This is a genomic window from Paenibacillus sp. 05T425 (assembly GCF_056396205.1).
In genome coordinates, this window is the sequence record NZ_JBFTLA010000003.1 from 30,612 (window position 1) to 56,034 (window position 25,423).

The following is a 25,423-nucleotide window of genomic DNA, read 5'->3' on the forward strand; positions in this document are numbered from 1 at the left end:
CGGTCATCATACCGAATGCATAGGGGGAGATTCTTTTGCAATTTAGACGGAACAAATTAAGCAGTGCCTTAATGGCAGCTATCGTGGCGGTCGGCTTATTGGCAGGCTGCAGCTCCAACGCAAACGACACTACTAATAATACGAACAATCCAAATGTCAGCCCGAACCCAAGCAGCACAGATGAAGCAGCGGCGGAGCCGGTGGAAATTACATGGGGCATCCACTTTCAAGCTGCCGGGGTCGTAGAGAACTCCCAGGTTCAGAAGTGGCTGGAAGAGAAGTTCAACGTGAAGATCAAGCCCGTGAAGGTGACGGATGCAAGCATCGCTTCCGGCGACATTCCCGACATCTTCATGCTGGGCGATCCGGCCAACGTGGCGGCGTACCAGAATCAAGGCGTTCTCATGAGCATCGATCCGAACATGTTAAAGGAGAAAATGCCCGAGTATTACACCGATATCGAGAAAAACAGCAAGCTGTTCCAAACCGTTACGTTCAATAACGAGCTATGGGCGATTCCGATGTTCATCGATCTGAAGCCTTATGACCTGGCGATGCTCTGGCGCAAGGATTGGCTGGATCAAGTCGGCATCACGAAAGTGCCGGAGACGCTCGACGAGTTCGAGCAGGCGGTGTACGCATTCGCGCAGAAAGACCCTGACAACAATGGCCAAAAAGATACGTACGGTTTGACAGGTACGGCAACGTCCACCTGGTCCTCCGGCTTCTATTCGATCTTCGGGGCGTTCGGCGTGGAGCCGACGATGTGGCATGAGAAGAACGGAGAGATCGTCAACGGCTCCGTCATGCCGGAGACGAAGGAAGCATTGGCTAAGCTGCGTCAATGGTATGCGGACGGCGTCATCGACCCTGAATTCATTACGGATACGCAGGATTCCTACCGCAAGAAGCTCTACAATAACCGGATCGGCGTCATCGAGGAGCAGATTGCCAAAGGCGCGCTTCCGGAATCCGGTACCGTGACGGAGATGAAGTCCTTGAATCCGGAATCGGAGCTCGTATTCGCGAAGAATCCGGTAGGCCCCGGCGGCGACGGCTCATGGGATTGGGGAGTGAAGAGCAACTTTGTCGTCATCGGCAATAAGGTGAAGGACCAGCCGGAGAAGCTCGCGAAGCTGTTCGAAATCTTGCGCGCGCAAAGCAGCGACGAAGAAACGATCAATATGACGACCCTTGGATTGAAGGGGACGCATTGGGATTTCGTGGAGAGCGGAGCGACTTCCGGCGCTACGAAGTTCTTGTCCAGCTTCGAGAAGCAGGAGCAGCGCGACCAAGAAGGCATCCGTCTGTTCTCCCTCGGCAACATTACGACGCAAGCGTACCGCCAGAAATATTCCAATCCGAAGCTGAACGAAGCGATCGGGACGTATTCGTCCGCACCGGGGCATACCGATGCGCTGTTGTTCTCGGCATTGCCGTCCGACGGGAAATACAAGAGCGATCTGACCTCGCTGATGCAGAAATATTTTGCCCAAATTATTAGCGGCGAAATTGCGCTCGAAGAATTCGATAAGTTCGTCACGGAATGGAAGGCAAGAGGCGGCGACGAGCTGACGAAGGAAGCGAACGAGATGTACCAGGCGCAATTCAAAAAATAACCGATTCCGCCGACCCGCAAGGGCTGGTTAAGACTTACGGCTCTTGCGGATAAGGCGGGCAAGGTTCAAGGAAGTGTAGCATGAAAACCATACGCAAGCATGGAGAGCTTTTTACGCTGTTTCTGTTTTCCTTTCTGTTTTTCTTCATTTTCAAATACGGTCCGTTGTACGGCGTCATCATAGCATTCAAGGATTTCCGGGTCGTAGACGGGGTATGGGGAAGCGCGTGGGTGGGGCTTCAGCATTTTCAAGAGCTGTTTCAAAACAGCGACTTCTACCGGCTGCTCAAAAACACGCTGCTCCTCAATTTGTACCTGCTGCTCTTCGCTTTCCCGGCTCCGATCGTATTGGCGCTGCTGCTTAACGAGGTTCGATCCCGGTATTTCCAACGATTCATTCAGACGACGATGTATTTGCCCCACTTCGTTTCTTGGGTCATTATGTCGGGGCTGATCATCTATTTTCTGTCGCCGACGACCGGCGTCGTAGGCGATATCGTAGGATGGTTCGGCGGAGAGCCGGTCTTCTACATGGGAAAGAAGGAGTACTTCCGGTCTATCGTCGTCGTCTCCGCCATCCTGAAGGATCTCGGCTGGGGTTCGATCATCTACTTCGCGGCATTGTCGGGAATCAACCCGGAGCTGCAGGAATCGGCCATCATTGACGGCGCGAACCGCTGGCAGCGGATCATTAAGATTAATATACCGTCGATCATGCCAACCGTGGCGATCATGTTCATCTTGAGCTTGGGCGGCTTCTTAAGCGCGAACTTCGAACAAATCATCAATATGCTTAACCCGGTTACCTATGAAACCGGCGATGTTATCGACACTTACGTATATCGGGTCGGTCTGCAGCAGTTCCAGTACAGCTACACGGCGGCGATTGGCTTATTCAAGTCGCTGGTCGGTCTTCTGCTCATACTAGGCGCCAATCTGACCGTAAGGAAACTGAGCCGAGGGGAGAGCGGGTTATGGTAGAAGCAGGAGGAAAGTCAGTCATGAAGGCAAAAAAATGGCAGGATCGCATAGCGCCTGCTATGATCTACGTCATATTAACGATGCTTGCGCTTGTCGTCGTATATCCGTTCATCCATGTGATCGCGGTTTCCTTCAGCGGCCGCGGAGAGGCGCTTCGGAGCGGATTCCATTTCTTCCCCCGGGACTTCGAGTGGACGGCTTACCGGGAGCTGCTGGACTATCCGTTCATCTGGTCGGGCTACGCGAATACATTGTTCCGCATGGGCGTGGGCACCTTACTGACGCTGCTCGTCACCGTCTGCGCGGCGTATCCGCTGTCGCGGCCCGATTTTCCTATGAAGCGCGCTTTGGTGCTGCTCCTGCTGTTCACCATGATCTTCGACGGGGGCATCGTACCGAATTACTTGTTAATCAAAGAGCTTCATCTGCTGAATTCGCTATGGGTCTATGTATTGCCAACGGCGGCTAACGCCTTCCAAGTGCTGGTGATGCTTTCGTTCTTCCGTTCGATTCCGGACGCCTTGATCGAAGCGGCCCGCATCGACGGGGCAAGGGATATGAAGATTTTGTTCCGCATCGTGCTGCCGCTATCGATCCCGTCGCTGGTGACGATCGGACTTTGGTCGCTCGTTCATCATATCAACGCCTTCATGGACAATCTGCTGTACGTGACCGACCAATCGAAGTACGTGCTGCAGCAAGTCATACGGCAAATTCTTATCGAGAATAAGCTGGACCCGTTCACGACGGCAACGAACCTGGTACCGCCTGCGCCGGAGAGTCTGAAGATGGCATCCGTCATCGTATGCTCCTTGCCCGTGCTCGTGATATACCCGTTCTTGCTGAAATACTTCGAGAAAGGGACGATGATCGGATCGGTGAAAGGTTAAGATACGGGAACCGAAAGGTTCCCTCTTCGGATATTCCATCTCTAAGGAGGCATGAATGAAGGATGAAGAGAAAATGGAAATGGATGAGCGTATTATGGATTATGGTCTTAATGATGGCCAGTTTCCCCGCTGCGGGCGTGCAAGCCGAGGAGCCCCCAAGTCCCGGAGCCGTATTTTACGTATCCCAAAATGGAAGCGATTCCAATTCCGGGTCGGAGGCCTCTCCTTTCCTTACGCTCGAGAAAGCCAGAGATGCGATCCGGGGACTGAAGCAAAGCCCGGCGGGGCTGCCCGACGGCGGCGTAACGGTTTTTCTAAGGGGCGGTGTATATAACCGGATCGGGAGCTTTCTGCTGGAAGAGCAGGACTCGGGGACGGCGGACAAACCGATCACTTACCGCGCTTATCCCGGCGAGTCCGTTTCGCTGAACGGCGGTCAATTGTTGGACAAAAGCTGGTTCGTCCCGGTAACGGACGCTTCGGTTCTTAACCGAATCATCAGTACCGATGCCAGGTCGAGGGTCGTGCAGGTTGACCTGACGGCGCACGGCATTACCGACTTCGGCGTTATGAGCCGTCACGGCTATTACAAAGCCAACGATGTCAGCCAAACCCCGCCGATGGAGCTGTACGTCGAGGGTCAAGGCATGACGCTCGCAAGATGGCCCAACAACGGAACGGTCCAGATAGGCAACATCCTCGATCCGGGTCCTACTCGCAAGGATCCTGATCTTCAGACACGGGGAGGGACCTTCACGTACACGTATGATCGGCCGGAGCTGTGGACCGAAGCGGACGATATATGGCTGGACGGGATTTTCGGCTACAGCTGGGAATGGTCGTACAACCGGATCGCGTCCATCGACACGGCGAATAAATCCATTACGTTGGCTTACGGCGAGATGAGCGGCCTGTTCAAAAACTGGTATCCCGACTTCCATTTTGCCCAGAACTTATTGGAAGAGATCGACATGCCGGGGGAGTATTATATCGACCGAAGCCAAGGCATTCTGTATTTCTTGCCGACGGCCGCCTTTAAAGCGGAAGCCCCCGAGATTACCGTAAGCATGCTGAAGACTCCCATGATCAACGCCGTGAATACGTCTTACGTGACCTTCGAGGATCTGATCCTGGAGAACGGCCGCGATTCGGCGGCGGTCATCATGGGCGGCAGCCATGTCCGGCTGGTGCATTGCGAGATCCGCAACTTCACCGAAGGCGGCGTACGGATCAATACGCAGAGCCGATGGTTGTATGACGATTTTGCCAAAGCATCAGGCGTGAACCATGCGATCATCAGCACCCATATCCACCATGTCGGTGGAACGGGGGTCATTCTGAACGGCGGCGACAGGCTTTCGCTTGCGCCGGGCAATAACGTGGTGGAGAACAGCCATATTCATGATTTTGCCTACTATCATAAAGCGTATAACCCTGCCGTCATCCTGACCGGGGCGGGAAACCGCATCTCCCACAATGAAATCCACGACGCGCCTCACCCGGGTATCCTCATCTTTGGCAACGACCATCTCGTGGAATACAACAATATTTATGACGTGTGCAAAACGTTCTCGGACCTTGGCGCCATCTATATGAATTTGGGCGCAGCGCCGCAGGAACGGGGAACGGTCATCCGGCGCAATTATTTCCATCACATCGGGGAGGGCAAAGCCGGCGTACAGGGTGTGTATCCGGATAACTTCACGATGGGCATTACCATAGAAGAAAATATATTTTACCGTATGGGCAATTCCGCCATTCTGAACAACGGGGGCGCTCATATCCGCACGCGCAACAACCTCTTTATCGACGCCAAAGTTCCGTATGATTATGCGGATCTGTACTTGGGAGACGGACCGGAACAGCAAATTTCCAAAAACTATATGGGTCCGTGGCACGCGCTGTTCGATCGATTCAACGATTTCGTCGAGATGCCTCACTTGACGAAATATCCGGAGCTGGCGAATTTCTTTACGGAGAACCGTTATTATCCGGACACGAATACGTTCCAGAGCAACGTCATCTACAATCCGACGAAGCCGAGAAGCAGCACGACGAACGCGAACGGAGCCTACGATAAGTTCAATCTCGTGCAATACGAGAACAACTGGATCACGAATCAGGATCCGGGCTTCGTCGACTTGGCGGGCGGCGACTTGAATCTGAAGGCTGATGCGGCAGTGTTCCAGCAAATACCGGGCTTCCAAGATGTTCCGTTCAGCAACATGGGAATCGTAGGCAAGGCCGGGCCTTATCTGGCTCCGGACGTCATTCCCGTCACGGATGTCGAGCTGTATGACGATACGATTACAATCGGTATCGGGAAAAGCTTTTCCCTGTACTCGGCGGTGGTTCCTTGGAACGCTACCAACGATACGCTGCTGTATACCTCCAGCGATCCAGCGGTCGTGAAGGTCGATGCGGACGGCAAGCTGAAGGGGGTTAGTCTAGGGGAAGCTACCGTAACGGCGGTTTCCGCCGACAATCCGCTCCTCCGGGACGAGGTTCAGGTCACCGTCGAAGTCGGAGACGGCATTATGGACTTTACGAATTTCGAGAACGGCCGTAATAGCTGGCCGAGCGACCCGAACCGAAGCATCGTCGAAGGGGACGGCGGCAACCACGCGTATAAGCTGCTCAAAGGAGCGACCGCGCTGAACGAGAACGACTTCAGCCATTACGAGCTGACCTTCAAGCTGAAGACGCCGCCGGTCATCCCGGAATTGGCTACGTTCTACGTGTTCGACCGGCTGAATCCGACCGGCAGCGGGGGACGAATCGGATACCGGAAGTATGCGGACGGCACATCCTCCTGGCTGCTCTACAACTCGGCTTGGGCTACCGTCAAGCAGAATACGCTTGCTTCCCAGGATCTGCTGCCGGATACCGAATACGATATGAAAATCATCGTCAAAGGGGCGGAGATCAGCGTATATGCCGGCGGTGCGCTTAAACTGAAAGCCGTCGATCCGACTTTTAACCCTTCGGGCAAGGTCGGGTTCTATGCGGGCGGCTTCGACTATCTTCTGTTCGACGATATCAGGTTCAGCGTACCGACGACGGATGTAGCAGGCTTGCTGCTGGATAAGAGCAACATCAATATGGTGGTGGACGAACAGCAGCAGCTGCAGGTTCAATTCGATCCGTCGGATGCCGCCGACCGATCCGTCGTATGGCAATCCGCAGATCCGGACATTGCCTCTGTCGATGAGAACGGTACGGTTACGGCTTTAGCGAAGGGGGAGACGACGGTTACCGTTACGTCCGTCGCCAACCCGGCAGCTTCGGTTTCGGCCCGGATTACGGTATCGGACATCCTTCATTTCACGGATTTCGATTCGGGCGCGAACGGCTGGCCGGTCGACCCGAACCGAAGCATCGCGACAGTTGGCGGCAACAAGCTGTATAAGATCGTGAAGGGCGCTTCGGCGCTTCATCCTAAGTTATTCACGAATTACGATTTGACCTTCAAGCTGACTATGCCTGCCGAAACGCCGGCCCAGGGGACGTTCTACGTGTATGACCGCAACGCCTCCGGTACCTCTGGCAAGATCGGTTACCGCAAGCTGGCCGACGGCACCTCGCAGTGGATCCTGTACGATCCGACGTGGGCCGTGCTTCAAACGAACAACGTTGCCGCGGAGGACTTGCTGCCGAATACGGAATACAACGTTCGAGTCGTGGCCGATGGCGCGAGCATCCGCGTGTATGTGAACGGGGAGCTGAAGCTGAGCGGTTCCGATCCCAAGCACCATGCGTCGGGAACGGTTGGATTCTATGTAGGCGGGTTCAACGAGATGCGGTTCGACGATATCACGTTTACGTTGATCGATCGGATTGCGCCCGTAACGACAGCCGTTGTTACCCCGGAGCTGCCCGAAGAGACGGATGGCTGGCATACGGGACCCGTGACGGTCGAGCTGCATGCGGCGGATGAAAGCTCCGGCGTGTCGGTCACGGAATACAGCGCCGATGGCGGAGTGACGTGGCAGCCTTACGGGGAACCTCTGATTTTCAGCCAGGACGGCAATCATACTTTGAGCTATCGCTCGGTCGACAACGAAGGGAATAGGGAAGCCGCCAAAACGTTGAGCTTTAAGCTGGATGCCAGCGCTCCCGAGCTCACCGTCTCGGGACCGGAGGAGAGAGCTTATGCAGGAACGGAAACGATGACTCTGTCCTGGGATGCCATCGATGCGTTATCCGGAGTGGATTCCGGCAGTGCTGCCGCTTTGCTGGATGGTCAGCCTGTCGTGTATGGAGCGGCGATTCCGCTGTATACGCTGGCTTTAGGCTCGCACACGTTCACGGTATCCGTTAGCGACGAGGCGGGAAATACCGGGGAAAACACGGTAACCTTCACCACCTATACCGACGTGGATACATTAAAGGCGCTTGTCGGCCAGTTCAGGGAGATGTCGTGGATAGACAATCACGGCATCGCGAACAGCCTGATCCAGAAGCTGGATCATGGTCAATTGGAAACGTTCATCCATCATGTCGAGGCCCAGAGCGGCAAGCATATCGAGGCAGAAGCAGCTGCTTATCTGCTGCGGGATGCTAACTATATCTTGGCCGGTATGGAATCGGAAGAATAAAGTAAAGGAGGCGCCCTGATAGCCGATGGCTTGGGGCGCCTCCTTTATCTCATTCAAGTGAGGCTATCTATATTGGATATCTGCAGTAACTTGGTTTGATGGGAGCGTGGTTGGAGCGCCCCAAACTCCCAAAAGTTACTGCGAGAATCCAACATAGACCGAGGACTGAAAGAAAAGACTCGCAGCGAAGTAGCTGCGAGTCTTTTAACTAGATGGAGGTGATTGGATTTCATACAGGCTAATGGGCGAAATGACGACAAATAAGCAGTTTGGTTGGATTTCGTGCAGGCTAATAAGGCGACGTTGGCGGAAACGAGAGAATTGGGCGTATTAGGCTGTATGTTCTCCAATCAAAGGTACTTGCTTACTCTACAGAAAGCTTTTAGGTTGGAAGCTTTCCACTCAAAACCAAATGCAGCTCCGGGAACACCCACGCGTAGGATTGAAAATAGCCGCTGCTCCTATTCCGATTGCCGATGATCGGACGATAGGGAGAGACGAATCGATCGTATTCGGAATCCTCGTACACCGCGGACATCGCCTCGAACAAATCGAGCGGCCATGTATCGGAAGCGAGCGGTGCCGGAACGTTCTGTTCCTTGTCGTACGGCCATTCCTCGGCGCGGCCGTCCGCGTAATAGAGCAGGGTGTCGAGCGCTTTCTTGATGGTTTTGCCGCTTGGCGTCGCCCAGCGGAACAAATCCTCGCCGGTAAAGTCCAGAATCTGCTTACACGCAGCCGTAAGTGGAGCGAGGGCGAAGTAATGGTACCAGATGGCCTTCGTTCCTCTTGTTGTTTCTTCCGGAATGAATCCCGATAAGGCAATCGAAGCATCGATGTGCTCCTTGTAATGGTCGACTTGCTCGGCGAAGCGATCTTTGTCGCCGAGGAAGCGGAACAGAGAGAGCTGGGCGTATAAGCTCCAGCTCCACCAATTGTTCCGGAGCGGGATGCGATCCCACTCCGGCAAGCAAACCTCGGTCATCCAACGGACGAAGAGGTCGCGTTGCTCCTTACGCAAGCCCTCATATTCGCTGATAAGCAGTGCCGCTTGTATAAGTCCTGTTCCCAAGTAGGCGGACACAAGCGGGCCGTCATCGCCCGCCAATTGCTGATTGACAGCCGCCCAGCCGGAGATTAGCTCTATCGCTTTGTCGGCGTAGGCATTGACGCCCGTCAGCCTGTACGCCATCGCTGTCGTAAAGGCTGCCTGAGCGTCCGCTTCCATAAGGCGCTTGGCAACCTGATGTCCAGCCGCATCGAAATAAAAGCCGGGAATGGTCCATACGGGAACGGCATGGCAGCGAGCCGACAGACTTTCGTCGGCAAGCCGGAGCAGCGCGTCCGAAGCAGTCGAGTTATTCATAAGCGCGTGTGTTCCTTTCCCTTAACATGATTATGGAATTCCGCCATTCTTATTTGGGCTCCACTTCATCAATCGTCAGGCGGTACTGTAGATTTCTCATATAGGTACCGTCCGTATTTCGGAATACGAGGCCGAAGCGGATATCTTCTTCCGTGCCCGACACGATGGCAATAAGGCGGTTAATGCCGGCTTGCAGCTCCAAACGATCCTCGGGATCGGGGACGAGGCTGCCGTTTATATAAATCTCGTAATGGCAGTTCGCATTCACTTGCAGTTTGCCTATACGCGTTTCGTCAGCAGGATGGTTTTCCGATTCCAGCACATGCACGAAGCAGCTCAGAAACCATTTCTCGCCGCCCGGATTATAGATGCGGAAGACTCCGTCATCGCGGCCGCGCTCCTTTTTCTGCATCCAGCCGTATAATCCTTCTCCCAAATTGTTAAGCGAAAATTCGGGATCGGTATAATAAGCTCTCATTGCTTCGAAATCCATATACGACCGGCAGGGGAGCGCCATCACCTTCTCAACGGCCCACGCCGCATCACCTTTCGAACGCGTCAGAATCTCTTCTTCGAACGCCGCGCCAAGATTGGCGAGCAGCCTCGTATACAGGCGGATGGACTTATCGCTCTCCGGCTCTAGAAGGAGCTGGGATAACAGAATGCGCCCTGCGCCCGATTCCGTCAGCAGCACATAATCTCCCGAAGGCTGCGCCTTGTCGCGATTGAGCTCCACGAGAGCCAATCTGCTGTATTCATCCGTATGCTGCCCTGCAAAATAATCCTTCCACGCCGTTCCTTCTACGCTCGCGCAAAGCGCAATCGTACCGGCTGCCGCCAAGCTGTACGAAGCGAGCGGACGGTTCACGACTTCCCGGGGTGACAGAAATACTTTGTCGAAGCCGAACAAGTCGACTGGGCTTAATCCTTGCACTTCCGGCAAGCTGTAGTCGGCCTCCAAGTGATACGTTTCCTGTTTGCGAAGCGTGACAGGACGCTCCAGCAAAGCGCTCAAAACGGTTTCCTGACCGGCCTCCGCAGGAAGGATCATAACGTTGCCGCCTTTTGCCGCATATTTCCGTAACGCATGTGCATTTTCCGGCTTCGCGAGCAAATGAGGCTCGGCGAGTAGGAGGCCGTATACCTCAAGATAAGCTAGCGCCTGCTCCGGCAGCACGTCGAATGTCAGGTTAAGCTTGCGAAGGAAATCATCCGCTTGCCCGCCCGGTTCTACGATAGCTCCCGTGCGTACCTCGTTCGTGGCGATGTTCCCGGCGTACGCAAGCAGATTGCGCAGCAGGAGGCAGGCTTGAGGCACTTCATGGAAGCCCGCCGTAAGCTCCAGCTGATTGGCGATGAAAAGCCCATGGCGGCTCCGGTATTCGATAAGAGGCGACCACAGATCGCCGCCGTCGCCGAAATCGCCCGCGCTGCATTCCAGTATCATCGTGAAGTTGCCTTGGACGGGCTTCTCGAACGCAGCATGAACAATCGGAAGAGGGCCATCCTCGCGGAGCTCTTCGTGCCAGAACATCAGGTCATCGTTGTACAGCCCCTGAAGGATGGGATGATCATAGCTGCCGGAGTGGGCTCTTATGAAGTCTTGCCTAGACATCGCCAGATTGCCGAGGGACAGATGGAGCTGCTCCAGCATCAGAACGCGACCCCCTCCGGAGACAAAACGATTGAGCGCCTGCTCAAGCTGGCCGTCTGCATCCTCCAGCTTGCTTCCCGCAATCAGCAGATGATCCGGCGAAAGCTCCCCGATGCTCGAAGGTTCAAGAAGCTTGCACTTCGGATGAAGCGTGCTGATCAGGCCGTAATCCTGTTCGCCGCCCAAGTATACGACCGGTCTCCCTACCTGTACGGGATCGGTCTTAAGACGTGAAGGATAGAGCTTGTAGCTTATATCAAGCTCATGAACGGGTACGTCATCGTGCTGCATCACGGCGTGTAGCTGCATAACCGAAACCTCTCCGACAGGCTCCGGCTTCCATGAGACGGTTGCGGTCGAGCGATCAGCAGGTGCTTGCGCGAATTCGAGCAGTTCCTCATGAATGAGCTTGCCGCCTTGCCGTACTTCGAAAGCAATACGCGTCCGGCGCGGTTGAAGCGTATCATTGTATACGTCGAAGCTTCTGACAATCGGCTTGTCGTCGAAGAAGGAGCGGTTATACTCAATAGCAATCATGGTTGCGGGCTTGAAGGAAGCGGCCAGCATGTCGAACGACGGGTTTTTCACATATAACGGATATGGTTCCGGAAGCATGCCATTGTTCAGCGATAATGAATACCGCGGGATGACAGTCGGCTTCGGTCCCGGAGTATCCAGGCTGGAGATCGGAAGCGGAATATCCATCTCAGGCATAGCGCGCATGAAGTAATGGGCAAAGTTGAAGGTGGATATTCCGGATACGCCTTGCCGCCTCGCATATTCGATGAACAGCCGTTCTTTCTCGGCTAGTCCTATTACGCATTCATCGGTGTTCCGATACGCTGCATGCCCTACGTACATACTGCTGTTCTGAGGACATACATACCACCAGCCGCCATGCTCGCCGAATACGAGAGGCGACTTCCGCTCCCATTGGGCGATCGTGCCGTCAATGTTATAGTGCAAGCTCTCTACCTCGGTAAGCTCTTTGGGAAGGAGTCGGTTGTCGCCTTCAAGAATGAAAGGCCGTGTACCATCGAGCTCGCGAATGATGTCCATCATGGATGGGATTTGCTGCTTGAAGCCGTCGCGTCCGTCTACCCAGCGCATCTCGTTCTGCAGGCTCCATAGGATAACGGAGGGATGATTCCGATCCCGTTCCACCAATCTTCGGATATGGTCCTTGCAGCCCGCGATAAAATCGGGATGATCGGCCTGCATCGACTTGCTGGAGCCGTATATAGCGGTTTCGTCGACGATCAGCATCCCTTCTTCGTCGGCAATATCCAGGTAGTAGGAAGGGTGGGGCTCGGCGTGAAGCCTTACGCTATTGACTCCGGCTTCTCTGCACATGCGATACCAATTACGCACATAAGCTTCCGTTTGCTGCAGGGCACCTTGAAAATGCCATGAATCGCCGCGCAGATTGATCGGCGTACCATTAAGAATGAAACGGGGGCCTTCCGTCCAAATTTCGCGGAAGCCGAACCGCTCCGACACTGCATCTACGACCCTATCGCCGTCCAGAAGCTCGAGCTCCAGCCGATAGAGGAACGGTTGATCCGGATTCCATAGCTTGGGGTTCGTCCAGTCGAGCCGGAAGGTGACCAGGCCGTGCTGGGCGAGATCGATGCCATTCGGGATGCTAGTTTCGGCGCAGAGTACGGGAGCAGAAGTTGGCTTAGCGGCTTCCCGGACATTGAGCCGTACTTTGAGCGGAGGTTCGTGTGATAACGCAAGCTGACCACAAACCGAAACTCTAGCATCCACTTCCAACCGCTTTTCCCGGACTGACGTGCAAATGGCGATATCCGACAGCGTAACGGCAGGTCTGCTCTCCACATATACATCTTGCCAAATTCCTCTAGCCATGGCGCCGAACCAAGAACCGACGAGGCCGGTAAGCTTGGTTTGTCCGGAAGGCAGCGTCACTTTGTCGAAATTCCCGCAGACGACATGGAGCTGGTGCGTGGTTCCCGCCTGCACGTTTTCCGTCACATCCGCCAGAAGCGGCAGATAGCCGTCTTCCCATATCGCGATCAATTTGCGGTCCAAGTAAACGGCTGCTTTTTGCATAATGCCGTCAAACCGCAAGAAGATACGTTTTGTGCCACCCGTCATCGTATCCGGCAGCCGGAACTCCCGATGAAGAACGCCTGCATCGGCCTGCGTCCATTCCTTCGGATAACCGTGCAAATCATATGGGGAATACCCGTGCTCGGGTATTTCCCCGAAGCTTTTTCCCGAAGCCCGAACGTAGGAAGCCCTCCAGCTGGAGGGCACCTGTATTTTTCGATCGTCATAATCAAGCTCCGTTGGGAGATCAAAGCCAGAGTGGTTCTCATACAAGGGCATGAAATCCCATTCGCCGTTCAAGCATATCGATGTTCTCATCACTGTACGCTCCTCTTCCTTCGCAGTCCGTCACTCAGTTCTCGTCAAGCTTGAATCACCAAGGGGATTTCCAGCCAAATGAGAGAGCCATCCGTCTCTTCGTCCCACATGATGAAATGCGGCTCCATCGTCGCTGCCCAGTCCGAGGGCGTGCCCGAGGTGGAGAGCTTGCCTTCGTAAGGAGGAGGTTCGACGGTGGCCGGAAATTCGGAATAAAAAAACATCAGATTCTCATGAAGGGCGATCATTCCATATTTGTCCCCGTCGCCGGGGCGTTCCTCCTGGTATTGGTAATGGTAGAAAATATAACTGGCTACCTGCTCAGGCTTCAGCCGGGCGATGCGGGCAAAAGGCTTAGACGCAGTCTCGTGCCGACGCCATAGCTTCTCGCTCACAGGCTGCTGATAGTGAAAGATGTCCATCATCGGCACCCATTTTCTGGCGATGTCCGTTCCAGGCCAGTCCATCAGCTCCGCTTCGCAATCGAGGAAGAGACGAAGGGGATCGACGTGTTCCGCCGCGCTTTCGAAATATAGAAACAGGTGGGAACCCCAACGGAACAAACTAAGCTGTCGAACGCCTAGGTCTTTCATTCGGCTCTTAAGCTCGGGCAGTGTATCGCGGAAATACGATTCAGGATCGATGCCATTACGGCATTGCGCCCGGTAGTGATAACGCTGCATAAGTCGCCTCCGGTTATTATTCGCCACTCTGTCCTCGTTGCCGCTCATACCAATAGCCGGGTACTCCGCGCTCCAGTCGCATTAAAGCTTCCAGGTAAAAATAGTCGCCCCAGATGACATAATCATCCGGAGAAATATCAAGCCGGACGGCGTAAGAGCCTCGATTGAGAAGTCCTTGGGCATCTTGTTCTCCCTTCGTGGAATAGCTCTCGGCAAGCGCCGCGACCATTCGTTCGGCCGCGCTTATCAGCCAATCCCGATCGGCGTCTCCCTCTGGCAGCAACTCGGCTATTTCGAGCATGCCGGCTGCGGCGATGGCTGCAGCGGAGCTGTCCCGCTTGGTGTCCGGCACCTGAGGTACGTCAAAATCCCAATACACGACGCCGTCCTCGGGAAGCCGATCGACAAAATAACGCGCCAATCGCTTGGCCGTATTCAGCAAATCCGGTTGCCGCATATAGCGATAGGCAAGCGCAAAACCATAGATACCCCAGGCTTGCCCCCTTGTCCAAGTCGATCCGTCCCGGCTGCCCTGATGAGTGCCGCCGCGGATCGAATCTCCTGTCGATAGATCGAAGTAGAACGTATGGTAGGTGGAGTCATCGCCGCGCACGAGGAAACGACGGCTTATAGCTGTTTGCTTGGCGGCAGCTTGCCGGTATCGCTCGTCGCCGGTTTGCTCGTAGGCCCAATGCAGCAGGGGCAAATTCATCAGGCAGTCCACGATGACTCGCCCGCCGTTTTGCGGATCGTCCTTAGGTCCCCATGCTTGCAGAATGCCCGGCACCTCGCGCCATCTCTCCAGCAGTACATCGGCAGCCCGCAAGGTAATCGCGCGGGATTGTTCGTCCTTTTCCACAATCCAATGGGCTTTGGTAGAGAGGGAATATAGAAATCCGATGTCATGATGATCCAGATTGACCCGATTCTCGAGACGTTCGCGGAAGCTGGCTACCGTGTTCATAGCGGCATTTCTATAACGGGAATCGTTAGTGTATTCATAAGACAGCCAGAGAAGTCCGCTCCAGAAACCTTCGGTCCAATCATTGTTCGGAGTCAATCGGTAGATTCGGTTTCCTTGGGAGCTCGTAAGGGGAAACTGGTCTTCGAACCGTTCGATATTTCGGGAAACGACAGTCAGCGCGTCTTCGATCGCTTGTGCCCACATGGCGGCAACCTCCATTTCTTTTGTGAAAAGCTGCCTCCATTATATAACCGGACGAATGATTCTAGGTTGTGCTAAAATATAGCTGAATTGCGATTCTCGTAACGTAGGGGGCGATAGAATTGGCTTCTCGCATCGAGCACGTGGACCTAGGTCACAGCAGCTTCCACTTTGCGTTTCGGGATGAGTGGAATGATGATCATTTTCTCAAATTCCATGCGCATCAAGGTTTGGAGTTGTTATTTATTCATGAGGGCCAAGGTCTAGTGGAGGTAGAGGGCGCCAGCTATGAATTGGAGGGCGGCGTGTTATTCTGCTTCCAGCCTTACCAGCTGCACCGGGTGGAAATTCCGAGCCGTAAAGACGCCAAGTATGTACGAAGCAATCTTACCTTTGATCCGCGGTACTTGGAGCCTTACCTCACTCCTTATCCGAAGCTTCAATCCTTTCTTCATTTGCTGGCCAAAGGTGCTTTGCCCACGCCGAAGTTCGCATTTGCGGAAAGCCGAATGTGTGGACTGATGGAGGGACATGCAGGGGCTATTCGGGAAGCGGGGGATGATCTGGAAGAGGCGCGCATCTTGTTCATGATTGCCTTGTTGCGTCATCTCCAGTTGTCGGTCATCACCCATGCGGAGCTGCCGCCGGAAGGCTGGTCCGTGAAGAAAACCAGTCATATCGAAGCCATTATGGATTGGATCGAGGAACATTTCAGGGAGCCGTTCCGTTTGGAACAGCTGGCCGGAGAGCTGCACCTGTCTTCCTACTATGTATCCCATCTGTTCAAGCAATACACCGGCGTATCCATTACGGATTACGTCACGGTTAGAAGAATTCGCGAAGCGTGCGTTTTATTGGGGAACTCGGACAAATCGGTGGGACAGATCGCCCGCGAGGTAGGGAGACTAAGCGCCCCATACTTTTGCAAACTGTTCAAAAAACATAAAAACATGACGCCGCTGGACTACCGATCGGCGCTGCAACATTCCGCCAAGTAGTTACTTGCTTAAGCTCGGCCTATTCGGGCAGACCGGTATTGTCCCGGCGTCATTCCCGTTTGTTTGCGAAACAAGCGAATGAAATAGTTGGCGTTCTCGATGCCGATGCGTTGGCCGATCTCGGATACGGAGAGCTCCGTGCCCTCCAGCAGCGATTTGGCTTGCTTGATTTGCAGATCATGCAAGTATTGAAGCGGGCTCATGCCCGTATATTTCTTGAGGCATCGGGCGAGATAGTCGAAATGAAAATGCAGACTCTGCGCCATATGCTTCGCGTCGAAAGGCCGGGTCAGATGCTGCTGCAGGTAGGCAATCGTTTGATCGCAGAGCAATCTGGAGCGTGGAACATACTTGTTATGCACGGCCGTTTGCAACGCTACGAACAAGCCGGCCAGCTGCGTCTGCAGCGGCAAGGAGCTTGCGGGCGATAACGTATGATGCAGCTCCAGCATCCGCTGGAGGAACGGGAGGATGTCCGGGGCGTGCACGCTTGTGAACTTCGGAATATACATGACCTGCCGGTGCGGTTCGACATCGTGATTCGTACCTTTGGCAGAAGGGTGCGACCAAGGGATGTGCCCGCTGTCGATCGTTCGAACAGGCTCTGGATGAACAAAATGAATCCAAATGATTTCGGTTGTCTCTTCGCATGGGCGATGCCCGACATGCGTCCGGTTCGGTTCGAGCACAAGCATGGAGCCTTCCTTGATTTCGTAGGGCACGTCATCTTCCGTTATATACAACGTTCCTTTCATGACGAACAGCATGTCGTATACATCGAATGACCGGACAAAGTGCTGTTGACCGGGCGGCCAGAAGGCGTGGCCAATCAGTAATAGCTGCGGCAGCGGAGGAATCGTTAGTTCCAGGCATTGCATGTCCAGCCATCTCCTTTACATAAGGAATCTTTATCTTATTCTAGCATGCCTTACGATCCGGAAGGTAGAAATCGTGCTATAAAAAGTCGCTTATGAACCTGTGCGCTGAGCCGCTGAGCTTATATAGTTAAGCTATACGAACCGGAAAGGGAGATATAGCTTATGCGATTCCGTCAAGTCCATCTCGATTTTCACACCTCCGAGGCGATTGCGCCGATCGGAGCCCGTTTTGACAAAAAGCAGTTTCAGGATATGCTGCGGCTGGGGCGCGTCGATTCGATTACTTTGTTCTCCAAATGCCATCATGGCTGGGCTTATCATCCAACGGAAGCGAACGAGATTCATCCGGGACTCGGCTTCGATCTGCTTGCGGCAACGATTGAGGCGGCACATGAGATTGACGTCAAGACGCCCGTATACTTATCGGCCGGACTCGACGAGAAGTTAGCGAGACGCCATCCGGAATGGCTCATTCGCGACGAGAATGACCATACAAATTGGGTCAAAGGCTTCATGGAGCCGGGTTATCACCAGTTTTGCATGAATTCGCCTTACCTGGATATCCTGCTGGATCAGATCCGCGAGACGTTGTCGCTCTATGACGCCGACGGCTTGTTCCTCGATATCGTCGGGGTGCGCAAATGCTACTGCCATAATTGCGTTCAGAGCGCGCAGGAGCAAGGGATCGATCCGCGCGATGCGAAGGCGATGCGGCAACTATGGGAGAACACGTATGCGGGCTATACGGCAAAGGTGAAGGAAACGGTCGAATCGGTCAAGCCGGGTATGCCGATCTTCCATAATGGCGGGCATATCGCGCGCGGCCGCCGCGACTTGGCAGCCATGAACAGCCACCTGGAGCTGGAATCGCTGCCGACGGGCGGATGGGGCTACGATCACTTCCCGCTGTCGGCCCGGTATGCGCAGACGCTTGGCGTCGATTTTCTCGGCATGACGGGAAAATTCCATACGTCGTGGGGGGAATTCGGCGGCTATAAGCACCCGAACGCGCTTCGTTACGAAGCGGCGCTCAGCATAGCCAATGGCGCAAGATGCTCGATCGGAGATCAGCTGCATCCGGACGGTCATATGGACGAAGCGACCTATGCCTTGATCGGCGCGGCTTATCGCGAGGTCGAGAGCAAGGAAGCTTGGTGCGTGAAGGCGACGAACGTCGCCGATGTGGCCCTTCTGTCGCTTGAAGCGACCGGCATGCATTCGAAGTCGGAGGCGCGCAAGTCGAATTCGGATGCTGGAGCTGTACGCATGCTGCTTGAAGGGAAAATGCTGTTCGACGTTATCGATACGGAACATGAATTTTCGACTTATAAAGTGTTGATATTACCGGATTACGTAGAAGTTGGCGATGAGCTGCGGGGGAAATTGCAGTCTTACTTGCAGCAGGGCGGCAAAATTCTCGCAACGGGCTGGTCCGGACTGAATCCGGAGGGCAATGCATTCGCGATCGACCTTGGCGTGCGGTATCTAGGCACGAACCCGTATCGTCCCGATTATTTCCGCCCTTTCTTCCAGCCGGAGAGCTTGGGTGAAGCGTCCTATATTTTTTACGCGCAGGGACAGAAGATCGAATTGGACGGCGGGACCTTGCTTGGAAGGCGCGAGGATCCGTACTTCAACCGCGACGCATTCACGTTCTGTTCGCATCAGCATACGCCAAGCAGCTTCACTTACGGCGGGCCGGGCATGGTAGAGAGCGGCAGCGGAATCTATATCGCGTGGAATGTATTCGAGGATTATGCAACCAAAGGCAGTCTGATCTTGAAGGAAGCGGTGCTGCATGCATTGAATCGTCTGCTGCCCGGCAAGACGCTGCAAACGAGTCTGCCTGCGCAAGGCATTGTCACGCTCCAAGAGCAGAAGGAAGAGAAGCGGCTGGTCAATCACCTGCTCTATGCGTCTCCGGTTCGCCGTTGCGAAGGTATCGAAGTCATTGAGGATATCGTTCCGATTTACGATGTAAGGGCTTCCGTTCGGACGGCAAGTCCCGTGAGCCGGGTGTACTTGGCGCCTCAGATGACGCCGTTGCCGTTCAGCTACGAGGACGGGACCGTTACGTACACGGTTCCCGTACTGGAGTGCCATCAAATGGTGGTGATCGATTATAATTGAACGAATGAGCGACATTTTCTAGACGACTACATTATACAAAAAGGATGAACGATATGGACTTCAAACCGTTAGCTTCATTTATTGAGCGCATGACCGCTTGGCGTATCCCTTGGGCGGAGGTTCTGGTCATGCACCGCAACGAAACGGTATTCCGTTACCGGAGCGGCTTCGCCAACCTGGAAGAGGAAACGCCAATCCTCGACGGAAGGATCTTCAATATTTATTCCATGACGAAGATTATGACCTGCGTGGCGGCGCTTCGTCTCGTTGAGAAGGGTGCCATCCACCTGAATGACCCCCTGTCGGTCTACCTGCCGGAATACGCCGAGATGAACGTAAAGAAGAGGCTTCCAGGAGGCGAAGTCGTGCTTGAGAGAGCGGAGAAGCCGATTCGGGTTCGTGATCTGTTCACGATGACGGCTGGCTTCTCTTATGATCTCGGCGCTCCTTCTATCCAGCAGGCTGTAGAACGAACAGTAGGCAAATTGCCGACACGAGCCCTCGCGGAGGCGATCGCCAAGGAGCCGCTGCTGTTCGAGCCGGGCACCCGCTGGAGTTACAGTGTATGCCATGATGTGCTCGGAGCACTCATCGAGGTTGTAGACGGGCGAAGCTTCGGCGCGTATATCCGAGACGAGATTACGGGCCCGCTTGGCATGCGAGATACGGGCTTCGATCTCTCGGAAGATCAACAGAGTCGTCTCGCTCCGCAATATGAGTATAACGATGAGCTGGGCAAGCCCGTGCGCAAGGACGGCAACGGCTTCCGCATCGGAACGGAACTCGAGAGCGGCGGGGCGGGGCTGCTGTCTACCGTGAGCGACTATGCGCTGTTCCTTAACGCGTTGACTAATCATGGAACAAGTCCGGACGGCGTACGCATCCTATCGCCGGCGATGGTGGATCTGATGCGCACGGATCATTTGACCGAAGGCATGCGCGGCGATTACGCTTGGGATCAGCTGAAGGGGTACGGCTACGGGCTAGGCGTTCGTACGCATATCGCCAAAGCGGACAGCGGCTCGCTGAGTCCGATCGGCGAATTCGGCTGGAGCGGCGCCGCCGGCTGCATGGCCATCATCGATCCGGAATCGCAGCTGACCGTCATGTACGCCCAGCATCTGCTGAACAATCAGGAGCCGTACGTGCATCCTCGGTTGAGAAATGTCGTGTATAGCTGTTTGTAATCGAAAATAAAGAGCCTATCAAATGCCGGTTGCGGCTTTTGATAGGCTCTTTCGTTATTAGTCGCCCCAGACGCTGGCATACGCATAGTTGCGGATGGTGCCGTGCCAGCGGTACCACGGCGACCCGCCTTCTTGCTGCGCATAGAACAGCGTGATTTCCGCCTCTGGATCAATGACCACATAACAACCGCGGGCACCGTCCCAGCCGAACTCGCCGTTTTGACTCAACGCGTTGTTTTCCTCGCGGTCCACCAGCGTTCGTACACCAAGACCATAGCTGTAGCCGCTCTTGCTCACTCCTCCGAAATTGGCGAAATCCTGCTGCGCCTCTTTGAACAAACGCCTGGTCCTCATCGTATTAACCGTTTCTTTACTAAGGATGCGCTCGCCGTTCAACGCCACACCATAATTGCACAATGCCTCAGCAAACAATATGTAATCGGATACGGTTGAGTAGAGTCCGCCGCCGCCGCTTTCATAAGCGCTGCCGGGATGGATAACGAAGGTCTCGCCAATGCTCTCGGCCGTATGCGTCTTCCCGTCGAAGTTGTTGTATAGCTTGCAGAAGCGCTTCTCATCCTTCAGGTCAAATGACGTTTCGCTCATACCGATTCTGTCAAAAATATTCTCCTTGAAATAGCTTCCCAAAGTTTTGCCCGACAGCACCTCGATAAGCGCCCCCAGCACCTCATGACTTGCACCGTATTTGAAATGCGTGCCCGGCTCGAAGATCAGCGGCTCCTTCGCGAGCGCCCGGATGACATCCAGCGTTTTGCCTTCGCCGCCCGATGCCTCAATTACTTTCCGGGTTTCTTCGGTATCCCGCTGGTCAAGGCCTGCCGTCATGCTGAACAAATGCTCAATCGTGATATCGTTATTCGCAGGGCGAACTTCCTCCGATCCATCCTTCCGAATATGCCGAACGTTCATATTCTTGTATTCAGAAATATAAGCGTGGAGCGGATCACTTAATTTAAACTTTCCAGCCTCGAATAGCTGGAGAAGGGCCGTACAGGTGATAACCTTCGTTGCGGAGTAAAGCCGAAAAAGCGTGTTGGGTCCGAAACGGACTTGATTTTCAACATCCGAAAATCCTGCATAATGCTCAAACACAGGCTCGTGCTTGTAGTACATGGCAAAACCTAAGCCTGGAATGTTTTTTTCTGTATAAAAACGATCCAGATAAGCTTCCAGCTTCGAAAAGTTCATTTTGGTCCTCCTAAAAGGTTGTTAGGTTGTCCTGTCGATAATCACAACTCTATTATGTAAGGCTTATTCTTCCTTATCAAGTAACTTTTCTAAAAATACTGTCGCGCTTAATCAGCTGTTGCGGCAAATTTGAATGATCGTATAACCTGAATATATTAAACAAAAGGATGAAAAAAATGAACGGTATTCTTTTTCACAGTAAGATAATGTAGTAGGATAACTAGATGCTCTAGCGAAGGACAGTGAAGCTATGAAATCCAAACGGATTCAATTGAAAATATTTTTGGCGATGCTGATTTCAACCGCCTTGCCATTATCCATAACGTCGGGCATTATCTTGTATCAGGTGTCGCAGACGATAAAAGACGATCGTGATTTCGCACGCGTGCGGGTAGAAGAGGATTTGAAAGAAGCAATCGATGAGTACGCCCGCAATTTAAATGAAACCGCTTACCAAATCTACTCCAATCCAGATCTGATTCGCAGTATTGCGCGAGACGAGGAGTTTCTGACCGACAGCAGAACCTATGATACGGTCAAAGATATCAGAGAGTTTTTTCTAAGCGTTTATAATCAGTCCCGGTTAACGGACATTATCGGGATGAGTCTGCAACGGAATGACGGCGTGGAGTTGGGAAGCTTCTTTCCTAAGCTGTATCCGCATCTTGAGCAGCCCTATATTCAGTCGCTGCTTGCGATTTCTCGCTCCAAGGACGATCGGCCTACGACGATTCTAAGATATGAAAGCGTTTATAATGAACCGATTATTCAATATTTGTTTCCCGTTCGTTCGCTCGGGAAGCCGGTGGGCTTGCTTGTCATTGATATGAAGGAGCAAAACTTCCGCAAGTTGGTTGAACGGTACAACAGCTTTTACAAGGGACAAATCTCGATTATCGAAAATAACAATCGGGTTTCCTATCATACGCTGCCATCGCTCACAGGAACGGAATTCCGCGACAATGCGGGCAATCGCAATGTCATCCATATGTCTGTGCCGCTGGAGAGCAGCGGTCTCGCCTTGAATTACACGTATGAAATTAATCCGAAGCTGCTATGGTACAGAACGCTTGCTATTATCGCGGTTGGCATCTCTGTAGTGCTGGCGCTAGTGATTTCATTCTTTCTTAGCTTCGGAATCACGAAACCTATCGTCAATATGCATCGGAAAATGACCCGGATCCAGATCGGCGATTACGATGCGAGAGTCGAGGTTCATTCCCAAGATGAAATCGGATTTCTAGGCAATCAATTCAATCGAATGGCCGAAACGATTCAGCAAATGATCGAACATGATTTGAAGCTGAGGCTTATGAATCAAGAATCGCAAATTATGGCTCTACAAGCGCAAATATCGCCCCATTTCTTATTTAATACGCTGCAGATGATGTCGGGCATTGCGGATATGAACCGTGTTCCGGATTTGAAGCTGATCTGCCAAAGCCTGAGCAACATGTACAGGTACAATATGGGGCTGGCTAGCGAATGGGTTACCGTCAAAGAAGAAACGATGCATGTTCGCAATTATTTGGTTATTATCGGCAAACGGTTTGCAGGCCGTATTTCTTTCAATTTGGCGATAACCCCGGAAATTCGGGAATACGCCGTTCCCAAGCTAATCTTGCAGCCGCTGGTGGAGAACGCCGTAGAGCATGGGATTAACCCGAGCGTAAGCCATAAAGGCTTCATTCGGATTGGCGGACGTGTGGACAAGGAGCGCGGCATCTTGTATTTATACGTGGCGGATAACGGGGTTGGAATGACAGAGGAAGAGCTTGATGGCGTTCGCGATCGGCTCGCGGGCCATACGGCGCAGGACCTCACGAGAAGAACCTCGATCGGGCTCTACAATGTAAATCAGCGTATCCGGTTAATATGCGGAGAAGCATATGGCGTTTCTGTCATTAGCCGGGCTGCCAAAGGAACACTTATCGTATGCGAACTTCCGCTGCGCAAAGGAGGCAATAACGAACATGAGAGTATTGATAGTGGACGATGAATCTGCCGTGTATGATCACCTCAAGGCGATCATTCCTTGGGAGCAGCTGGGATGGATGATTGTCGGCCATGCCTTGAACGGCAATGAGGCGATTCAGCTTGTGAATGCGCATAACCCCCAAATGATAATGACGGATATTCGAATGCCGATTATGGACGGCCTCCAGTTCATGGAATGGTTGAGGCGAACCGGCAATACGGCGGAAGTAATTGTGTTAAGCGGTTACGGTGATTTCGAATATTCGCGATCGGCGTTTCTTCATGGCGCCTTCGATTACGTATTAAAGCCGGTGCAAGAGGCGGAACTGCTGCAAGTGCTCGATAAAGTGGTTGAGAAAATTCATATCAATTCGGCTGCCAAAACCGAGCAAATCCGGCAAAAGGCGGTCCTTCGCTCGGGGTTAACCGTGCTGACGGACGAATTGTTCACGCATGCGGTCAGCTCGGGCGAGATCGACGAGAATGAACTGTTCGTTCGATCCGAGAAGCTGCAGATTGAGCTGCCCGAGGACGGTTATTACTTAACCGTATTGAGGCTGCTGAATCAAGATGAGAAAGTACAGGCCAGATACAAGGGGGATCGAGAAGTTTTCCACTTTGCCATTCGCAATATATTGAGCGAATCGTTCGGGTTGTCCGCGAAGCTCATTATTTATAGACAGCTGACGAAATCGAACGAAATCGTTCTGATCTATTCGTCCCATGAGAAGCAGGATAACAGGCTGGCCGTTCAGCTCCATAAGCTGATCCAGTCGCTGCGGACGTATGTTCAAGTGGAAGCCAAAATTGGAGTCAGCATGCACAAAACGCGGCTGTCCAAGCTGTCGGCAGCGTATCGGGAAGCTTCCCATGCGCTTGACTCCATGGCTTTGGATGATCATGAGCCGATCGTTTGTTACGGCGCTGCGCAAGCGGGCGACCAAGGAGCGGCGTATGCCAAAAACTATTTGGACCTATGGAGACATATGGCGCTGCTCGTCGAAACACAGCTGGAAACCGGCATTTTGCGTGACGAGAAGAGCTTGATGGCAAGACTGAATGATGCTTTCGAGGACAAAGCTCTGGCTGGCATTAGAGGGATCGAATTGAAAAAATCAGCATCCGACCTGCTGGAGAAAATCGAGACCAGGAGCAGGGATGAGCAAATTTTGGTGTGGGTAAGCGAAGGCAGAAGCAAGCTGCAGGAAATGAACGTGATGCAGGTGAAGGAGCTTTTGGCGAAAATATTCGAGCGGCTCTTGGCGTTATCCGCCAAAGATGCGCGCATGAAAAACGGTAAGCCGTTGATTGAGGTCATATGCCGTTATATCGAGGAAAATTATAGAACCGTAACGTTAGACGATATTTCGCAGCGGTTTTTCCTGAACAAAAACTATTTCTGCACGCTTTTTAAACAATCGACGAATAAAAGCTTCATGGAGTTCGTAACCGACATACGCATTACCCATGCTAAGCGTCTTCTGAGGGAGACGGGTCTGAAAACCTACGAGATCGCCGAGCAGGTCGGTTACTTGGATCAACGATATTTCAGCCAAGTGTTCAAAAAGATCGTTGGGCAGCAGCCTTCCCAATATAGGCAGTCCCAGCCATCCTAATATATTCAACATTGCTGCGAAGATTGTCGCATAGGATCCGTGATGCCCACAGGCTAGAATGATACATGTAAGGAACAAC

Annotated in this window: 15 protein-coding genes; 9 read left to right on the forward strand and 6 right to left on the reverse strand. The window is 53.3% G+C overall.

Features of this window, described 5'->3' with window-relative positions; genetic code table 11:
* The first annotated feature begins 35 nt into the window (after nucleotides 1–35).
* From AC1DF0_RS07050 to AC1DF0_RS07065, 4 genes are all read left to right on the forward strand, one after another.
* Entirely contained in the window at nucleotides 36–1,619 is a 1,584-nt protein-coding gene (locus AC1DF0_RS07050; RefSeq protein WP_477573494.1) for an extracellular solute-binding protein, read from the forward strand.
* Nucleotides 1,620–1,699: 80 nt separating this feature from the next.
* The gene (locus tag AC1DF0_RS07055; RefSeq protein WP_477573495.1) at nucleotides 1,700–2,599 is read left to right on the forward strand and encodes an ABC transporter permease; all 900 of its coding nucleotides are present in this window, start codon (nucleotides 1,700–1,702) and stop codon (nucleotides 2,597–2,599) included.
* 20 nt (nucleotides 2,600–2,619) lie between these two features.
* Nucleotides 2,620–3,489, forward strand: a complete 870-nt coding sequence (locus AC1DF0_RS07060) for a carbohydrate ABC transporter permease (RefSeq protein WP_477573496.1) — start codon at nucleotides 2,620–2,622, stop codon at nucleotides 3,487–3,489.
* Between the two features lie 62 nt (nucleotides 3,490–3,551).
* Nucleotides 3,552–8,087: an Ig-like domain-containing protein gene (locus tag AC1DF0_RS07065; protein WP_477573497.1), complete on the forward strand. Its 4,536-nt coding sequence runs from the start codon at nucleotides 3,552–3,554 to the stop codon at nucleotides 8,085–8,087.
* A gap of 382 nt (nucleotides 8,088–8,469) precedes the next feature.
* Here AC1DF0_RS07065 and AC1DF0_RS07070 read toward each other — a convergent pair whose 3' ends face one another.
* Genes AC1DF0_RS07070 through AC1DF0_RS07085 form a run of 4 tightly spaced genes read right to left on the reverse strand, consistent with a single transcriptional unit; the run spans nucleotide 8,470 to nucleotide 15,352 of the window.
* Nucleotides 8,470–9,453, reverse strand: coding sequence for an alginate lyase family protein (locus tag AC1DF0_RS07070; RefSeq protein WP_477573498.1), 984 nt, complete (start codon nucleotides 9,451–9,453; stop codon nucleotides 8,470–8,472).
* 49 nt (nucleotides 9,454–9,502) lie between these two features.
* Nucleotides 9,503–13,501, reverse strand: coding sequence for a glycoside hydrolase family 2 protein (locus tag AC1DF0_RS07075; RefSeq protein WP_477573499.1), 3,999 nt, complete (start codon nucleotides 13,499–13,501; stop codon nucleotides 9,503–9,505).
* Nucleotides 13,502–13,545: 44 nt separating this feature from the next.
* Nucleotides 13,546–14,232 carry a hypothetical protein gene (locus tag AC1DF0_RS07080; RefSeq protein ID WP_477573500.1) on the reverse strand — a complete coding sequence of 229 codons (687 nt, stop codon included), beginning with the start codon at nucleotides 14,230–14,232 and terminating at the stop codon, nucleotides 13,546–13,548.
* Nucleotides 14,201–15,352, reverse strand: coding sequence for a glycoside hydrolase family 88 protein (locus AC1DF0_RS07085; protein ID WP_477573501.1), 1,152 nt, complete (start codon nucleotides 15,350–15,352; stop codon nucleotides 14,201–14,203). The genes AC1DF0_RS07080 and AC1DF0_RS07085 overlap by 32 nt, the downstream gene beginning before the upstream one ends.
* Nucleotides 15,353–15,471: 119 nt before the next feature.
* On the opposite strand from AC1DF0_RS07085, the gene AC1DF0_RS07090 reads away from it, so the two are divergent.
* On the forward strand, nucleotides 15,472–16,347 hold the full coding sequence (locus AC1DF0_RS07090; RefSeq protein ID WP_442049983.1) for a helix-turn-helix transcriptional regulator: 876 nt from the start codon (nucleotides 15,472–15,474) through the stop codon (nucleotides 16,345–16,347).
* An 8-nt stretch (nucleotides 16,348–16,355) separates the two neighbouring features.
* Here AC1DF0_RS07090 and AC1DF0_RS07095 read toward each other — a convergent pair whose 3' ends face one another.
* Nucleotides 16,356–17,225, reverse strand: coding sequence for a helix-turn-helix domain-containing protein (locus tag AC1DF0_RS07095; RefSeq protein WP_477573502.1), 870 nt, complete (start codon nucleotides 17,223–17,225; stop codon nucleotides 16,356–16,358).
* A 162-nt stretch (nucleotides 17,226–17,387) separates the two neighbouring features.
* On the opposite strand from AC1DF0_RS07095, the gene AC1DF0_RS07100 reads away from it, so the two are divergent.
* Complete coding sequence (locus AC1DF0_RS07100; protein WP_477573503.1) at nucleotides 17,388–19,355, forward strand: beta-galactosidase trimerization domain-containing protein; 1,968 nt, start codon at nucleotides 17,388–17,390, stop codon at nucleotides 19,353–19,355.
* Nucleotides 19,356–19,408: 53 nt separating this feature from the next.
* Complete coding sequence (locus AC1DF0_RS07105; RefSeq protein WP_477573504.1) at nucleotides 19,409–20,542, forward strand: serine hydrolase domain-containing protein; 1,134 nt, start codon at nucleotides 19,409–19,411, stop codon at nucleotides 20,540–20,542.
* A 57-nt stretch (nucleotides 20,543–20,599) separates the two neighbouring features.
* Here AC1DF0_RS07105 and AC1DF0_RS07110 read toward each other — a convergent pair whose 3' ends face one another.
* Nucleotides 20,600–21,751, reverse strand: coding sequence for a serine hydrolase domain-containing protein (locus AC1DF0_RS07110; protein WP_442049979.1), 1,152 nt, complete (start codon nucleotides 21,749–21,751; stop codon nucleotides 20,600–20,602).
* Between the two features lie 250 nt (nucleotides 21,752–22,001).
* On the opposite strand from AC1DF0_RS07110, the gene AC1DF0_RS07115 reads away from it, so the two are divergent.
* Nucleotides 22,002–23,750 carry a cache domain-containing sensor histidine kinase gene (locus AC1DF0_RS07115; RefSeq protein ID WP_442049978.1) on the forward strand — a complete coding sequence of 583 codons (1,749 nt, stop codon included), beginning with the start codon at nucleotides 22,002–22,004 and terminating at the stop codon, nucleotides 23,748–23,750.
* A complete protein-coding gene (locus AC1DF0_RS07120; protein WP_477573505.1) occupies nucleotides 23,725–25,344 on the forward strand; it encodes a response regulator in 1,620 nt (539 codons plus the stop codon). The genes AC1DF0_RS07115 and AC1DF0_RS07120 overlap by 26 nt, the downstream gene beginning before the upstream one ends.
* The last annotated feature ends 79 nt before the right edge of the window (nucleotides 25,345–25,423 follow it).

Bases quoted from the DNA above. Each gene is read 5' to 3' on its own strand.
- AC1DF0_RS07055 (WP_477573495.1), top strand. From the start codon at position 1,700: ATGAAAACCATACGCAAGCATGGAGAGCTTTTTACGCTGTTTCTGTTT.
- AC1DF0_RS07060 (WP_477573496.1), top strand. From the start codon at position 2,620: ATGAAGGCAAAAAAATGGCAGGATCGCATAGCGCCTGCTATGATCTAC.
- AC1DF0_RS07065 (WP_477573497.1), top strand. From the start codon at position 3,552: ATGAAGAGAAAATGGAAATGGATGAGCGTATTATGGATTATGGTCTTA.
- AC1DF0_RS07070 (WP_477573498.1), bottom strand. From the start codon at position 9,453: ATGAATAACTCGACTGCTTCGGACGCGCTGCTCCGGCTTGCCGACGAA.
- AC1DF0_RS07075 (WP_477573499.1), bottom strand. From the start codon at position 13,501: ATGAGAACATCGATATGCTTGAACGGCGAATGGGATTTCATGCCCTTG.
- AC1DF0_RS07080 (WP_477573500.1), bottom strand. From the start codon at position 14,232: ATGAGCGGCAACGAGGACAGAGTGGCGAATAATAACCGGAGGCGACTT.
- AC1DF0_RS07085 (WP_477573501.1), bottom strand. From the start codon at position 15,352: ATGTGGGCACAAGCGATCGAAGACGCGCTGACTGTCGTTTCCCGAAAT.
- AC1DF0_RS07095 (WP_477573502.1), bottom strand. From the start codon at position 17,225: ATGCAATGCCTGGAACTAACGATTCCTCCGCTGCCGCAGCTATTACTG.
- AC1DF0_RS07100 (WP_477573503.1), top strand. From the start codon at position 17,388: ATGCGATTCCGTCAAGTCCATCTCGATTTTCACACCTCCGAGGCGATT.
- AC1DF0_RS07105 (WP_477573504.1), top strand. From the start codon at position 19,409: ATGGACTTCAAACCGTTAGCTTCATTTATTGAGCGCATGACCGCTTGG.
- AC1DF0_RS07110 (WP_442049979.1), bottom strand. From the start codon at position 21,751: ATGAACTTTTCGAAGCTGGAAGCTTATCTGGATCGTTTTTATACAGAA.
- AC1DF0_RS07115 (WP_442049978.1), top strand. From the start codon at position 22,002: ATGAAATCCAAACGGATTCAATTGAAAATATTTTTGGCGATGCTGATT.
- AC1DF0_RS07120 (WP_477573505.1), top strand. From the start codon at position 23,725: ATGAGAGTATTGATAGTGGACGATGAATCTGCCGTGTATGATCACCTC.